Annotated in this window: 16 protein-coding genes and 1 tRNA gene; 4 read left to right on the top strand and 13 right to left on the bottom strand. The window is 53.3% G+C overall.

Features of this window, described 5'->3' with window-relative positions:
• Positions 1–18: 18 nt before the first annotated feature.
• Positions 19–456, bottom strand: a complete 438-nt coding sequence (locus EDB95_RS12665) for a lipocalin-like domain-containing protein (protein WP_133994132.1) — start codon at positions 454–456, stop codon at positions 19–21.
• Here EDB95_RS12665 and EDB95_RS12660 point away from each other — a divergent pair.
• A complete protein-coding gene (locus EDB95_RS12660) occupies positions 455–1,873 on the top strand; it encodes a DEAD/DEAH box helicase (protein WP_246073618.1) in 1,419 nt (472 codons plus the stop codon). The two genes, EDB95_RS12665 and EDB95_RS12660, sit on opposite strands and share 2 nt — an antisense overlap.
• A gap of 7 nt (positions 1,874–1,880) precedes the next feature.
• Here the strand turns inward: EDB95_RS12660 and EDB95_RS12655 are convergent, their stop codons facing one another.
• A complete protein-coding gene (locus tag EDB95_RS12655) occupies positions 1,881–3,710 on the bottom strand; it encodes a CocE/NonD family hydrolase (protein ID WP_133994130.1) in 1,830 nt (609 codons plus the stop codon).
• A 46-nt stretch (positions 3,711–3,756) separates the two neighbouring features.
• On the opposite strand from EDB95_RS12655, the gene EDB95_RS12650 reads away from it, so the two are divergent.
• The 3 genes from EDB95_RS12650 to EDB95_RS12640 all read left to right on the top strand — a co-directional run bounded on the left by EDB95_RS12650 (position 3,757) and on the right by EDB95_RS12640 (position 6,870).
• Complete coding sequence (locus EDB95_RS12650; protein ID WP_133994128.1) at positions 3,757–4,581, top strand: helix-turn-helix transcriptional regulator; 825 nt, start codon at positions 3,757–3,759, stop codon at positions 4,579–4,581.
• A 57-nt stretch (positions 4,582–4,638) separates the two neighbouring features.
• Positions 4,639–6,294, top strand: a complete 1,656-nt coding sequence (locus EDB95_RS12645; RefSeq protein WP_133994126.1) for a serine hydrolase domain-containing protein — start codon at positions 4,639–4,641, stop codon at positions 6,292–6,294.
• Positions 6,295–6,411: 117 nt separating this feature from the next.
• Positions 6,412–6,870: a nuclear transport factor 2 family protein gene (locus EDB95_RS12640; protein ID WP_162852577.1), complete on the top strand. Its 459-nt coding sequence runs from the start codon at positions 6,412–6,414 to the stop codon at positions 6,868–6,870.
• A gap of 120 nt (positions 6,871–6,990) precedes the next feature.
• Here EDB95_RS12640 and EDB95_RS12635 read toward each other — a convergent pair whose 3' ends face one another.
• The 11 genes from EDB95_RS12635 to EDB95_RS12590 form a co-directional block, all read right to left on the bottom strand.
• Complete coding sequence (locus tag EDB95_RS12635; RefSeq protein WP_133994123.1) at positions 6,991–7,224, bottom strand: GNAT family N-acetyltransferase; 234 nt, start codon at positions 7,222–7,224, stop codon at positions 6,991–6,993.
• Between the two features lie 31 nt (positions 7,225–7,255).
• Positions 7,256–7,987, bottom strand: a complete 732-nt coding sequence (locus EDB95_RS12630) for a metallophosphoesterase family protein (RefSeq protein ID WP_133994121.1) — start codon at positions 7,985–7,987, stop codon at positions 7,256–7,258.
• 20 nt (positions 7,988–8,007) lie between these two features.
• Positions 8,008–8,391 (bottom strand): glycine cleavage system protein GcvH, encoded by a 384-nt coding sequence (gcvH, locus tag EDB95_RS12625; RefSeq protein WP_133994119.1) that lies wholly within the window; start codon positions 8,389–8,391, stop codon positions 8,008–8,010.
• Between the two features lie 31 nt (positions 8,392–8,422).
• The gene (locus EDB95_RS12620; RefSeq protein ID WP_133994117.1) at positions 8,423–9,196 is read right to left on the bottom strand and encodes a metallophosphoesterase family protein; all 774 of its coding nucleotides are present in this window, start codon (positions 9,194–9,196) and stop codon (positions 8,423–8,425) included.
• A gap of 121 nt (positions 9,197–9,317) precedes the next feature.
• Positions 9,318–9,965 carry an aquaporin gene (locus tag EDB95_RS12615; RefSeq protein WP_133994115.1) on the bottom strand — a complete coding sequence of 216 codons (648 nt, stop codon included), beginning with the start codon at positions 9,963–9,965 and terminating at the stop codon, positions 9,318–9,320.
• Positions 9,966–9,973: 8 nt separating this feature from the next.
• Positions 9,974–10,114 (bottom strand): hypothetical protein, encoded by a 141-nt coding sequence (locus tag EDB95_RS27295; RefSeq protein WP_162852576.1) that lies wholly within the window; start codon positions 10,112–10,114, stop codon positions 9,974–9,976.
• 77 nt (positions 10,115–10,191) lie between these two features.
• Positions 10,192–11,046 (bottom strand): arsenite methyltransferase, encoded by an 855-nt coding sequence (locus EDB95_RS12610; RefSeq protein ID WP_133994113.1) that lies wholly within the window; start codon positions 11,044–11,046, stop codon positions 10,192–10,194.
• A gap of 26 nt (positions 11,047–11,072) precedes the next feature.
• Positions 11,073–11,525 carry an arsenate reductase ArsC gene (locus tag EDB95_RS12605; protein WP_133994111.1) on the bottom strand — a complete coding sequence of 151 codons (453 nt, stop codon included), beginning with the start codon at positions 11,523–11,525 and terminating at the stop codon, positions 11,073–11,075.
• A 55-nt stretch (positions 11,526–11,580) separates the two neighbouring features.
• Positions 11,581–11,913, bottom strand: a complete 333-nt coding sequence (locus EDB95_RS12600) for an ArsR/SmtB family transcription factor (RefSeq protein WP_133994109.1) — start codon at positions 11,911–11,913, stop codon at positions 11,581–11,583.
• A gap of 255 nt (positions 11,914–12,168) precedes the next feature.
• A tRNA-Ser gene (locus EDB95_RS12595) sits at positions 12,169–12,253 on the bottom strand.
• Positions 12,254–12,330: 77 nt separating this feature from the next.
• Positions 12,331–13,833 carry a contractile injection system tape measure protein gene (locus EDB95_RS12590; protein WP_133994107.1) on the bottom strand — a complete coding sequence of 501 codons (1,503 nt, stop codon included), beginning with the start codon at positions 13,831–13,833 and terminating at the stop codon, positions 12,331–12,333.
• Positions 13,834–13,837: the final 4 nt, after the last annotated feature.

Genomic DNA, 13,837 nt, shown 5'->3' with positions numbered 1-13,837 from the left:
TTGATCTGGATCAAGAATTCACATCCGGCTAAAAACGGAAACCGGGATAGATCCATCCGGACGGGGCTGAACCCGCCAGGTCAATTGATCTCCTTCAAGGGTGAAGGCTCTGACGCTGGTAGTCCCATCCCAGGCAGCATGGGAAGCCCGGTCTATATGAAAGGTAATAGTGCCTTTTGATGGGTCGACGGTATAGGTTCCAAAATGACAGCTGATATTCTGAACAGTATCTTTGCCGTCTGTCTGAAATATTTCCACCACGTAATGGCCGTCCGCAGTAAAAATGGCGATGCCGCGGGGAGCTTCCCCAAAGTCGGCCACCCGGCTCCCATCCGGCAGGATTTTGTCGGCGGCCGTGAGGCGCCAGGTGCCGGCCAGCAATGTAGATTGGGAAAAGGTAGGCGTTACCGTGAACGCGAGCAGAAGGAAGACAGCGGCCTTTTTTAGATGTTTCATGTCACGAATCTCCGGTATCCCCGGTTCAGCGGACATGCTATTCAACCAACGAACCATTTCACTCAATACACGGCTGAGGTCGTACTTTTGCCGGATGTTACTACCCCCCGAGCGCATTGACAAAATGCTATCCCACCTGAGGATCAATGAATTGAACGAACTGCAGACCCTGGCGCTCGACGCGTCGACACAGGACGGAGACCTTGTATTGCTTTCCGATACCGGATCGGGGAAGACGGTGGCCTTTCTTTTGCCCGTACTCTCTTTCATGGACGAAAAGACGGCCGGCACCCAGGCCCTTGTCATCGTTCCTTCGCGGGAACTCGCCATCCAGATAGAGCAGGTATTCAAAACTATGGGTACCGGCTTTAAAGTCACGTGCTGCTACGGTGGCCACCTTAGGGAAACGGAAGAAAATAATTTGAAGGAAGCCCCGGCTTTTATTGTGGGTACCCCCGGCCGTTTGGCCGATCACATCCGCCGAGGCAACATTCACACCGGAAAGATCAAAACCCTCGTTCTTGACGAATTTGACAAATCCCTGGAGCTGGGCTTCCAGGAAGAGATGTCCTTTATAATTGGATCGTTGCCGTCACTGAACAAAAGAATCCTCACCTCGGCGACGACGGCAACCGACATCCCCGATTTTGTCGGGCTGCGGTCCGCACGGACCCTGGATTTCCTATCCGGCGAAAAGAGCGAACGGCTTGCCCTTCAGCAGGTATTCAGTCCGGACAATGATAAGATAGACACCCTGTTCCGGCTCGTCTGCCGGCTGGGGAACAGGTCGACGGTTGTCTTTTGCAATCACCGCGAGTCCGTCGAACGCGTCAGTACACTGTTAAGGGAAAAAGGCGTTGCGAATGTTTTTTACCATGGGGCGCTGGAACAACCGGAGCGGGACAGCGCTCTGGCAAAGTTCCGCAATGGCAGCTCCCCTATTCTGGTCACGACCGATCTTGCTGCAAGGGGACTGGATGTGCCGAATATCCGGTACATCATCCATTACCATCTTCCCACAACAGAAGACGTATATACCCATCGCAACGGCAGAACGGCCCGGGTGGATGCCAGTGGAACCGCCATTTTCCTCCTGTCCCCCGAGGAAAGTCTACCCTCCTATATCCCCGGTCAGCCCGAGACCATCGAGCTCCCCGCCGAGTTTACGCTACCGGGCAAACCTCAATGGACCACGTTGTATATTTCCGCCGGTAAAAAAGACAAGGTCAACAAAGTGGATATAGTGGGGTTTTTCACCAACAAAGGGCAACTGAAGAAAGAAGACATCGGGCTTATTGAAGTAAAAGACTTTTTCAGTTACGTGGCTATTCGGAAAACCAACGTACCTCATACGTTACAGCTGATCAAGAATGAGAAGCTGAAGAATAAGAAGGTGAAGATTGAGGTGGCGAAATAATTCATCCTTACAACTGAACGACAGGGAGTTCGATACAGCTTGGGAACACCGCGGTGTGATAGATTTTTTGCGTCGCCGTCTGATAATCGCTTTCCTTCGCCTCGTAAATGTTGGGCACATATTTTTGCGGGTTACGGTCGTAGACCGGGAACCAGGTACTTTGCACCTGCACCATGATACGATGCCCTTTTTTAAACACATGGTCGGCGCCGTGCAGGTCAAGGGTATACGCCTCAATTTTTCCTGGTGTCAGGGGTTCGGGCGTACTGAAACCATGTCGGAAACGTGCCCTTAGTATATCCGCATTGATCATTAATTCATAGCCTGACATGGACAGCTCCTGGTGATCAACATTCGGGTAAACATCAATCAACTTCACCACCCAATCGGCGTCAGTACCGCTGGTGGAAGCAAATATGTTGGCGATAACGTCCCCTGTAATCGTAATATCTTCCGTAAGGGTATCGGTCAGCCAATGGGCGACATCCGGCCGGTTATCGACGAAACGCTGGTTAGCAGCGAGCCAGAAGTACCAGTGAGAGTTCTGGCCGTATGTTTCTTCAACCGGTCTTGTCCGATACGGGACTGGTTTGGCCGGATCGGATAGATAACTGTCAAAAGCAGTAGGCTCATTGACCGAAGGTTTGTCAAAGGAAAGCTTGCCATCGGCATGCAGGTATATTTTTTTTATCGTGCTTTCCTTCGGCGGCCATGTATTGTAGTGTTTCCATTCATTAGAGCCGGTTTGAAACGAGGTCATTTCCGCAAAATTGCCATCGCCCTTTCCTTTTAGGTAATAGGCAAACCATTTCGCTTGTATCTCCTGTCTGAAATAGGTTCCTGTCGGCTGACCGAATTTTATGGCCGCCAGGTTATTTGCTTCATCGCCGCCCCATTGTCCGTGCAGCCATGGGCCAATCACCAAAAAATTACGGTGGCTGGTGTCCTTTTTTTCCAATTGCGCATACGCTTCCTGCGGCCCCACCATATCTTCCTCATCCCACCAGCCACCGACGTGTTGGATAGGCACTTTGGGATAATCCAGCCGGTAACGCAAGGATTCCGCATGCCAGTAGTCATCATAATTGGGATGGATCATAAAGTTGTTCCAGGTAGGCAGGCTGCCATGCGCGTATTTTTTATTGATATTAGACAACGGGCCCAGCCTGAGGTACCAGTCGTATGTGTCATATTCGCCGAAATTGTACAACGAATCGGTCTTCGCCGCCTCGGTCAGTACAGCATATTCAAAACCGTAACTCAACCGGAAAGCACCGTTATGATGAAAATCGTCGTTCGTGAACATGTCATAAGGGGTAGCCTGCTCGGATACCGCTTTTAACGCCGGATGCGGGTCCGCCGCCGCGATGATCGCCAGCCAGCCGTCATAGGATATACCCAGTATGCCCGCGTTGCCGTTATTGCCGGGAATATTCTTGAGGAGCCAGTCGATGGTATCATAGGTATCACTGGCTTCATCGATGGATTGGGGGTCTTTTTTATTCCGGCTGGGTCTGGTCATTTCAAATCCCCCCTCCGACTTATAACGACCGCGAATATCCTGTGCAATAAAAATATACCCATCGGCGGCCATATCTTTGATATAGTCATTTTTGTCCGGGGCATAGCCTGTACCTACCCCGTAAGGTGTACGAATAAGCACGAAGGGCAGCTTTTCGGTTTGTTTTTTTGGCGTATAGACAATCGTATGCAATTTTACGCCATCCCGCATAGGTATCATGATCTCCCGCCAGGTGTAGCTGGAAGCGCTGTCATTTTGTGCATGGGCTGCAAAGCAGGCTAAACCAGTCAACAAAAAAAACAATGACTTTTTCATAAGGATAAGATAGCCATTATTGTCCATGAAATCGTATATTAAGTTCATGAATCGTAGCGAACGGGGATTCTTCTACGGCAACACCACCGAACTTATCCAGATGGACGGCATCACGCTGACGGATACGGAATATTCGGCACCGCGGGTGGATTGGCATTTTCATAAAGACGACTATTTCACCTTCCTGCTGGAGGGCGGCATGCGGGAGATTAATAAAAAAGAAACCTATGAATGTGTGGCGGGGGACCTGTTATTTCACAATTGGCAGGACGCTCATTACAACATCGCCGCGGATCGCCCGACCCGCGGCTTCCACGTGGAATTGCAGGATAGCTGGTATGAACGGCTGGACATTCCCGCCAATCTGAAGGAAGGGAGCATCCGGGTATCGAGCCCGCTGATAAAAACGATGATGTATAATCTCTTTAAGGAGATGAAGCTGGCAGGTCCGGCGGGGCAGTTGGGTGTGGACGCCCTGCTGGCACAAATCCTTGCGATGTTGGGGCAGATCCGGGAAGAGCGGGATGGCTCCAGACCCACATGGGTGAAACGTGTGCGGGAGCTCCTGCACGACGGAAAAGATGACTGGAACCTGGTGCGGATAGCCCGGGAAGTGAATATTCACCCCGTGCATTTATCAAGGGAATTTCCCAAACACTTCCATACAAATCTCGGCGACTACTTAAGGATGGTCAAGGTACAGCGCTCCATAGCCTTGCTGCCGGACCGGCGGCGTTCGCTGACGGATATTGCCCTGGAGTGCGGGTTCGCCGATCAAAGCCACTATATCCGCTCCTTCAAAGCCTATCAGCAGATCACCCCTTTGGATTACCGTAACTTACTCAAACAGGCGGGCGGGGCCGGATGTTAAAAATGTTCTATTTTGGGCAGCCCCTTTCTCTTAGATTAGCCGGTAAATCTTTACCTCATGCGTTTTCTGACCCTGCTGATCGTTATACAGCTCTGGATACCCCCCCTTTCCGCCCAGTCCCCCGGCGACCTGGTAAAAACCCAGGGGATCCGGTACGCCATCCATAAGGCCAATATTGGGCGGGTTATCTTTACATCCCGCGACATCCCGTTATCTGCACTAAAGCCCGGCGACTTCCTGCATCACTACGTACTGACCAATAAGAGTAATCTTTTCATGACCGTCTTTATGGGCAATTCATTGACCAACTGCCTGCACCGGCTGGCGCCCGATTGGCCCGCGGATAGCCTGACACGTCATGGCGGCTACCAGTTCTCCCTGTACATTGACCACAGACTCGTTTACAAAAGCAATATCCTCGGCGCCCCGTACCCACAGATCAAGGATACCGAGACGACCATCAACAAGCCCCTGATTGACAATGACCATGAAGGGACATGGTGGAGTCAGTTTTTTTGGGGTCGTTTCCTAATTCATGGGGGAGACAGTGCGCTGACAGAAGGGTCGCACTTGCTACGGTTGGAGATTCGTCCCTATGAGCTCCTGCCGTCAGGGGTGAAAGAGGGTGTACTCATTGCCGCCGGTGATCTGCCGGTGAGCGTCAACCGAAAACCAAAGATCGATCTGTCGGGGGTCCATCTCACCCCCCTCCAACCTTATGATGGGTTCGGCATCTCCAAGGATGGTTATGATACAAACAAGCTTAAACAGTTGAAGGGATGGGTCGAAGCCGGCGTCTTCAAGCACATCAGCAGCATCGTGGTGATCAAAAACGGGAAGTTACTGATCGAAGAATATTTCAACGGTGAAGACCGGAATAGCCTGCACGATCCACGGTCCGCGGGAAAGTCTTTTGCGTCCGCGATGACGGGGATAGCGATAAGGGAGGGGTATCTTAAGGGCGAGGATCAAACGCTACAGGAGTTTTATGACCTCCACCACTACGCCAACTATACTCCGGAAAAGGAAACAGTACGGTTAAAGGACTTGCTTACGATGTCTTCAGCCTTTGACGGTGATGACAGCGACGGCGATTCGCCAGGTAATGAAGAAAACATGTATCCGACGGATAATTGGGTCAAATTCACACTGGATCTGCCGGTCAGTGTTACCCGCCCAAGGGACCGCTGGCATTATTTTACAGCAGGGGCCATGCTGATGGGAGACATTTTAAATAAAAGTGTACAGGGAGGGCTGGAGGCCTACGCGGACCTCCGGCTGTTTTCTCCCCTCGGGATCCGGGACTATCAATGGCCATACACCCCCCAGCATGTCGCCAATACGGCGGGCGGCATCCGGCTAAAGGCGTTGGATTTCGCCAAATTCGGTCAGCTGTATAAGAACAATGGCGTTTGGAACGGCCAGCAGATCATACCGGCGGAATGGGTCGCCAAGACCTTTACGAAATACAAAGCCTTGCCCAACCGGCCGGATGAGTATTATGGCTATCTCTTCTGGAACAAGAAATACCACGTCGGGGACAAGGCATACGAGACGTGGTATTGCGCGGGCAATGGCGGTAACAAAATTTTCATCTTTACGGACCAGCCGTTGGTGGTGGTGTTGATGGCGACGGCTTACGGGCTGCCTTATGCGCATGTGCAGGAGGATCGGATGATGGAGGAGTTTATATTACCGGCGGTGCTTAATTAAGCTTCATAGCAGGAGGGTGGTTACTTCCGCCCACAGCGATCTGCCAACGGCAAAAATAATTTACCACCCGATGTCCGGAAAACAGCTTCTAAAATTGTCTTTGATAAAATGAACATCATGAAAATGACGCATCTCCTTGGCAACCTTCTTTTGGCAGGGGTTATCCTGTCCGGCCAGGCAGGATTTGCCCAGACGATTACGGGCAAGACCGCCGGGCTCGACAATACACCCAATGGAAAAATTGTCAAAGCATGGTATACCGCCTGGCAGATACGGGATTGGAATTTGATGACGAAAATTCTTGCTGACGGGTTCACTTTCTCCAGCCCGCTCGACGATCACATCAATATCAATGCCGTCAAAGAAAGGTGCTGGCCCAATGCGGGCAACATCAAATCAGTCGACATCCGACAACTCATCATGAACGGAGATGTTGTCTTTGTCATCGCCAATGGTTATAATACAGCCGGCAAATTTTTCCGGAACTGCGATTATTTTGTGTTGAAAGACGGTAAGATCAGCTCGTACGAGTGTTTTTTTGGACCTGGGATCAATTATCCTAATTCGGGGAAATGAAAAACCCGCAGCCTTTGGCTGCGGGAATTGAGCTAGCGCGCTGCAGGGAGAAGGGGACAACTTTCGAACCTTTTTATAGATAATATATTTTTATTTCCGGGAGTGGATTTTAGGAGATGACTACTGTTTTCTTTTCCAGAACGGGGGATGGGGCCAGAGGCCGTTTGCTTCGCTTTCGGTGACGAGCGCCTGTAGGAGGGCTTTGCCGATGCCTTGACTATGACGAGCGGGGTCGCCGTCGAAAGCGACGAGGCGGCTGTGTGCCATGTGAGCCGTGTCCCATTCCTCCATGGAGGGGGCGTTGGTCTGAAAACTGGCATTTCCGGTTGCCTGGAGCAGGGCGGTGATGGTCATGGCTGGGTTCTTTATGTTGTCAAATTTACAGCTAATAGGCTTTGCGAAGCATATCGGCGAATTCTGCCGGGAGTGGACTGCCTTCTAGAGCGCTGGCGGATAGTTCGACGTCATAGTCGAAACGAATAAATTCGACGCGGAGGCTGTCGGGGTTGGTAGTATTGGAGTCGGCATTGATATGCAGCAACACGTAGCCGCCCTGGGGGTTGCCGTCTTTGGGCTTGCCGATGGAGCCGGTGTTGATGGCGTGCCGATAGCGGTCACCGTCTTTTAGGGTGCGGTAATAGGGTTTATGGGAATGGCCGAAACAAAGAATATCGGCGTTGGCCTTTTGGAAGACGTTGAGAAAATCGGCCTCCGGTTTGTCTTGCAGGAGGTATTCATCGTTGCTGGCGGGGCTGCCGTGGACAAGGAGAAGGGTGAGCGGTCCCTGGGGTAATTGGAATTCGATGCGGAATTGCGCGGGTAGGGAAGCCAGATAGGTGCGTTCGTCGGGGCCGATGAGGCTGTAGGCGTAATTTTTACCCGATGTGGCGGTACGCTCAGCTTCAGAGAGGCGGGCGACTTTGGCGTCGTGGTTGCCGGCGAGGGTGGCGATACCGCGGCGACGGATGGCGGCGATGACTTGATTGGGCCAGATATGGTAGCCGACAAGATCGCCGAGGCAGTAAATGGCGTCTGGCTTTGGGGTGTCGATGCTGTTGAAGAAGGAATGCAGGGCAGGGAGGTTGGCGTGTATGTCGCTGAAGAGGGCAATTTTCATGTGTCGCTGGAAAATGGTATTTAATGGGTGATGATTTGGTCATAGCTGGTTTGATCGAGCAGGGTATCCAGTTCCTCGGGCAGTGTCGGCTGGATACGAATCAGCCAGCCTTCGCCTAGGGCATCGTCATTGACCAGGTTGGGCTCGTCATTGAGCCGGGTGTTGATGGCAAGGATGGTGCCGCTAACGGGCATGAACAGGTCGGAGGTGGTTTTGAGGGCTTCGATGCTGCCAAAGACCTCGTCCTTTTTAAAGGTGGCGCCGATAGCAGGAAGATCGGCGTAAACGATCCCGCCCAGTTGCTCCTGGGCAAAGGGCGTGATGCCGACGAGGGCGTCGGCCTCGCCTTTGGGTTTGACCCAGGTATGTTCTTTGGAAAATCGATAGTCGATAAAGGGTTGCATGGCAGTGGTATTGGATGATTGCCGGTATAGGTTATACTCCTTTCCGCAGGGATTCGGCATAGGCATTGGGTAGGCGGCTGTCCTCTACAGCCCTGGCTGCTTTTTCAATGTCATAGTTAAAACGGACGAAATCTACCTGGATGCTGTCTTTGTCTTTTATGCTGCTATGGTCGTTGATATGGAGCAGGACATAACCACCTTGGGGGTTGCCGTCCTTGGGTTTGCCGACGGAGCCGATGTTGACGGCGTGACGGAAATGGTCCTGACCGTCGATGCCATCGTTGAGTGTTCGATGGTACGGCTTATGGGTGTGGCCGAAACACATAATATCGGCATCTGCATCGTGCATGATACGGAGAAGGCTTTTTTCTTCCCGGTCTTCAAACAGGTATTCGTTGATCCGGCGGGGACTACCGTGGACCAGGAGGAGGTTGAGCTTGTCGTTGTTCAATTGAAATTCGACCTTGATATGCGCGGATAGCGTACGGAGGTAGGCGCGTTCCTCTGGTTTGACGATCTCGTTGGTAAAGGAAATGGAGACGGCGCCGTTGGCTTTTTCGTCATCGGTCTTGTATGCGCAGCCGCAGTCATCGCTGGTGCGGCCGATACCAAAGTCATAGTTGCCGGCGATGGTGGGGATACCGCGCTTGCGTATTTCATTAATGACTTCGTTGGGCCAGATATTATAACCGACCAGGTCGCCAAGACAGTAGATGGCATCGGGCTTCTGCTGTTCTACGTCTTTAAAGAATGCTTCGAGGGCCGGGAGGTTGGCGTGTATGTCGGAAAACAGGGCGATTTTCATTGTGCGACGATTTTGATTGATAGCAATTTGCTGTTTATTTTACTTTGGGAACATTAAAGAAATTCAGGATAACGATTTTTTCATTTTGAGGGAGCGTAGCCTGCTGGATATTCATAGCGCGTTAGCCTTTGTGGTTTAAATATTTCCAGGTGGGGATTACTGAGGCAGCGCCGGCGACTGGTGCGATCAGGTAAACCCACAGCGCTTCTGTGTGTCCCGATACCACTGCGGGAGCCAGGGATCGGGCCGGGTTCATGGATGCACCGCAAATCGGGCCTGCGAACATGGCTTCCAGCAAGACGACAGACCCTATGGCAATACCCGCAAATAGTCCTTGTTCTTTCGATCCTGTAGCTACATTGATGATGACTAGCATCAAAAAGTAGGTCAGGATGAATTCCAGTGCGAATGATTGCAGGGCTGCCCCGGCAGGGAGTGTGGCTCCCAGCAGCTCGTTGGAAGGGAAGAGGAGTTTCAGCGTCATGCTTGCCAGAAATGCTCCAAAGATCTGGCTGACTATGTAATATCCCAGCGCTTTCACCGGCAGACGCCCGGCAAGTGTGAAGGCTATGCTGACGGCTGGGTTCAAATGTGCTCCGGAAATTTCTCCTAGTGAATAAATCATCGCCATTACAATGAGGCCAAAGGTAATGGCAACACCTACGTGTGAAACGCCGCCGCCGGTCTCTTTGTCAATAACCATTGCCCCCGTTCCGCAAAAGACCAGGGCAAATGTGCCGAGAAGTTCTGAAATAGATTTTCTTATCATCTGTACGCTTAATTGGGTGAACAGCCGGAAAGGCTGAGCAGGATACAGCAGACCGCAATGACACCCAGGGCCACCAGGATCATGCGGATAATGTTTTTCCGGGGATTCATATAGATAGCTTTTGTCGCGGGGAAGGTGGTCATGTTCATGGAAGGATTTGTATCGGGTTCGATATATTGGATGACAGTTGGGAATGGCTACCCGATCAGGATAGCCGCTTGCCTGGTTAACTGCAACAGCCGGGAGCGCAACAGGCGGCGTCTTTGGGCTTTTCACCGTAAACGGTGACGCTCAGGATGCCGGTGCCGGAAGCGCGGAAGGCCGCGATCTCTTCTGTGCTGAGGTATTGGGATAGAATGTCGTCGGGGATATGGATGGCCTTTTCTTTCTGAAGAACGACCTTCTTAAAGCCGTTGACGTCGATCAGTTCGAGGTAGGCTTGCTTTTGGATAGCGCCGGAGACGCAGCCCGCATACATTTCGGCGGCTTGCTGGATCTGCGGGGGCAGGGTACCGTCGAGCACAATATCGGATATGCTGAAGTGGCCGCCGGGTTTGAGGACGCGGTATACTTCCTGGATGACGCCGTATTTGTTAGGTACCAGGTTGAGGACGCAGTTGGAGACGATGACGTCGGCAACGTTGCTGGTGACGGGCATTTTTTCAATATCGCCCTGGCGGAATTCGACGTTGTGGAAGCCGAGCTTTTCGGCGTTCTGGCGGGCCTTGTCGATCATGGCGGGGGTGAAGTCGATGCCGATGACTTTGCCTGTCTCCCCGGTTTCTGCACGGGCGACGAATGCGTCGTTACCGGCACCGGAGCCCAGGTCGATGACAATGTCGCCTTTTTTGATCCGGGCGAATTGGGTGGGAAGACCGCAGCCAAGGCCCAGGTCGGCGTCGGGGTTATAGCCTTCCAGAGTGCTGTAATCGTCGGTCATGATGTTGGCCGTTTCGATGGAGCAACATCCCGAACCGCAACAGGAGGCGGCGTTGCTGTCTTTATCCTGGAGGGCGATCTCGCTGTATTTCTGGCGGACGAGTTCTTTTAGTTCTTCGGTGGTTTGCGTGCTTGTTTGCATGGTGGTATGTTTAATCTGATAAATAATTATTTTATCCAATAGCTGATCTGTCGGGCTTCAAGAGCGAAGTCTTTGATCTTCTCCTCGATCTCGTCTCGGACTTCGCGGGTCTTTTGAAGGACTTCCTCATGGCTACCCTCGAAGGTGGAAGGGTCGGGGAAGGACCAGGCGAGGCGTTTTGTCATACCGGGGAAGATAGGGCATCGTTCGGCGCTGGCTTGGTCGCAGACGGTGACAACGACATTGTACATCCGGCCTTTGCGGAAGAGGTCGAAGACATCCTGGGTGCCCTTATGGTGGAGGTCGATGCCGGCCTCGCCCATCACTTCTATTACATTGGGGTTGATGGGAGCGGGTTCCAGGCCGGCGCTCTCGACCTCGAAGACGTCATCCCCGTATTTTTTGAGAAAAGCTTCGGCCATCTGGCTGCGGGCGCTGTTGTGGATGCAGACAAATAGCAATCTGTGTTTGTTGGCCATAGCAAGTCTATTTTAATATTGCGATATAACGATCATTTGGTGTAAAAAAAAGCGCTCAACAGGCGCAGTTTTCATCGTCTTTGTAGGCGGCGAAGAGGGCGCCAAAATCTTTCTGATATTGTGCCCAGGTCTTGGGGTCGATGCAGTAGCATACGCTGGTGCCTTCGATGGTGCCTTGGATCAAGCCAGCGTTCTTCAATTCTTTCAGGTGTTGGGAAATGGTGGGTTGGGCAAGGCCAAGTTCTTCGACGAGTTGGCCGTTGACGCAAGCGTTGGACTTAATCAGGTTTTGGATGATGGCGATCCGGGCTGGATGGGCCAGGGCCTTCATCATGGAAGCCAGCTTGTTCTGATTGTCAGTGAATATTTCGGATTTGGTCAGCCCCATTTTTTTATTGTTTCATTGCAATATTACGATTGACTTAGAGATTTTGCAAATTTATTTTGGGGAGGCTGAGCGCTTTTACTATTGTCTGCAGAGTGAGAGATTAGCTGCGCCCGCTGTCGCGGGCTCCGCTGATCCTTGGGAGGAGGGCCTGCAGCCGACCCGCCACAGCGCTGCGCGACGCGCAGTGTTTTTTGCCGTTCGCTGCGAACAAAAAACGCGGCCGACTTCGTCGGCCGCGCTGTGGCTGGCGTGTTGCGGAGAGGGGGGGATTCGAACCCCCGGTGGTGTTACCCACAACGGTTTTCGAGACCGCCACAATCAACCGCTCTGCCACCTCTCCAAAGGCGCAAAAGGAGGCCGGTATAACCGACGGGTCCCTTGCGGGCCGGCAAAGATAAGGCAAAAATTCGGTAACTACTATCCCCACTCCACCCACAACACCTCCCGCATCCAGGGCAACTGTATCATCCGCGTGTTCCAGGACAAACTATTCAGGATCACATCGAAGGCCCTTTGCTCGACCTGGAGGACCCAGTCGTTTTCCCGGCGGAAAAGCTTGCCGCGTCTCCGGAGCCAGGAGTTGCGCAGACCGTTGACGTGGGCATTGACGGGCTGGCCGTTGAGGGTCCATTGGCTGAGGACGGTGTAGAGGAGCTGGGTGGCTCTTTCGTGCTCGCGCTTGCTGTCTTCATCGGGGCCGAGGGGAAGGGTGGCGTCGAGGGGATAACCGCACAACAGCTTATTGAGGTAAAGGGTGTATTCAGGAAATACATCGGCGGTGTGTACGAGGTATTGGGTTAGCAGGACGGCGCGCTGGTGGAAGTTTTCCTGGACAAAACCCATGGCGTCCACCCAGCCGAGTTCCTGGAAAAGGGTTTGCAGGAAGGGATACAGCAGGACGAGACCGGCGTTGTCTACGTAGACGCCTGTCTCCTCGATAGGCGTTTTCGGGGAAGGCGGGACCAGGTAGCTGGTTTGTTCCTGGATGGAAGCCAGCAGTTCGGACAGGTCGGCCCCGGCGCCCAACCGGATGTCCAGGGTGACCATTAGCTTTTCGAGCTTGGGAGGGGGAAGCTGGCCCACCCAGCGGAAAAGCTGGGCGGGCTGCATTTCCCGCAGGAGGTAGAGGACGATGCCCTTTTCCACTTTTGAATAGCTGTCAAGGGATATGCGTCCGCCCGTATGAGAAAGGGATAGTAAGAGTGTTTTCCAGCGCAGGGTCCGTATCTCCAACCCGGGTACGTCGGACAGCCAGCTGGTCCAGCGGCTGACGATGCCGCTTTCCATCGTATGGGCGTAGAGGTCTTCGAGAGGCGCTTCGCCAAACTGGCTCAGCAACCGGGGCAGTGCGGAACGGTTGTTCAGCAGGATGTCCAGGAGTTCATAGGAAAAGACGCTCCCGCCGGAGGGCGCCCCAAAAAAGTGGGGGTCCTTTTGGAGCTGTTCGAGCAGCCGGTGCTGGATCATGTCCAACGTGTACTTGTCGTGGGCCACGGGAAGGACGCCGTGCTCGATAAAATACAGGAAGACGGTCTGGACCTCGTCGAGGGGTTCTTTTTTCTTGGGGGCGCGGGGTTTGGGGGAGGGGCGGGAGCCCTGCCCCGGGGCGGAGCCTTGGCCAGGGCCCGCGCTGTGCGGGGCGGGAGTCGCGCCGTGGCCGGAGCCTGCGCCGTGGGCGGCGGCATTGCCGTGCGCCGAAGAAGCGGCGCCATGTCCGGAGCCGCCCGTGGCCCCATGCCCCGGGGCAGCCTCCGGCCCCGAAGAAGCCTGCACCACCGACACCGACGGCCTCACCCGGCTGCGACGCCCCAGGTACATAAGGCTCGGCGCCGCCCACTCCTGGCCGGCATACCAATCCAGAATACCCTGGAGGCGAAAAACACCCCTGCGGAGGGCGCGCGCATCAACGTCGATATACATAGGT

This window comes from Dinghuibacter silviterrae (assembly GCF_004366355.1).
GTDB classification, from domain to species: domain Bacteria; phylum Bacteroidota; class Bacteroidia; order Chitinophagales; family Chitinophagaceae; genus Dinghuibacter; species Dinghuibacter silviterrae.
Note: the sequence above shows the minus strand (reverse complement) of the source record. Positions and strands in the feature narration are given on the sequence as shown.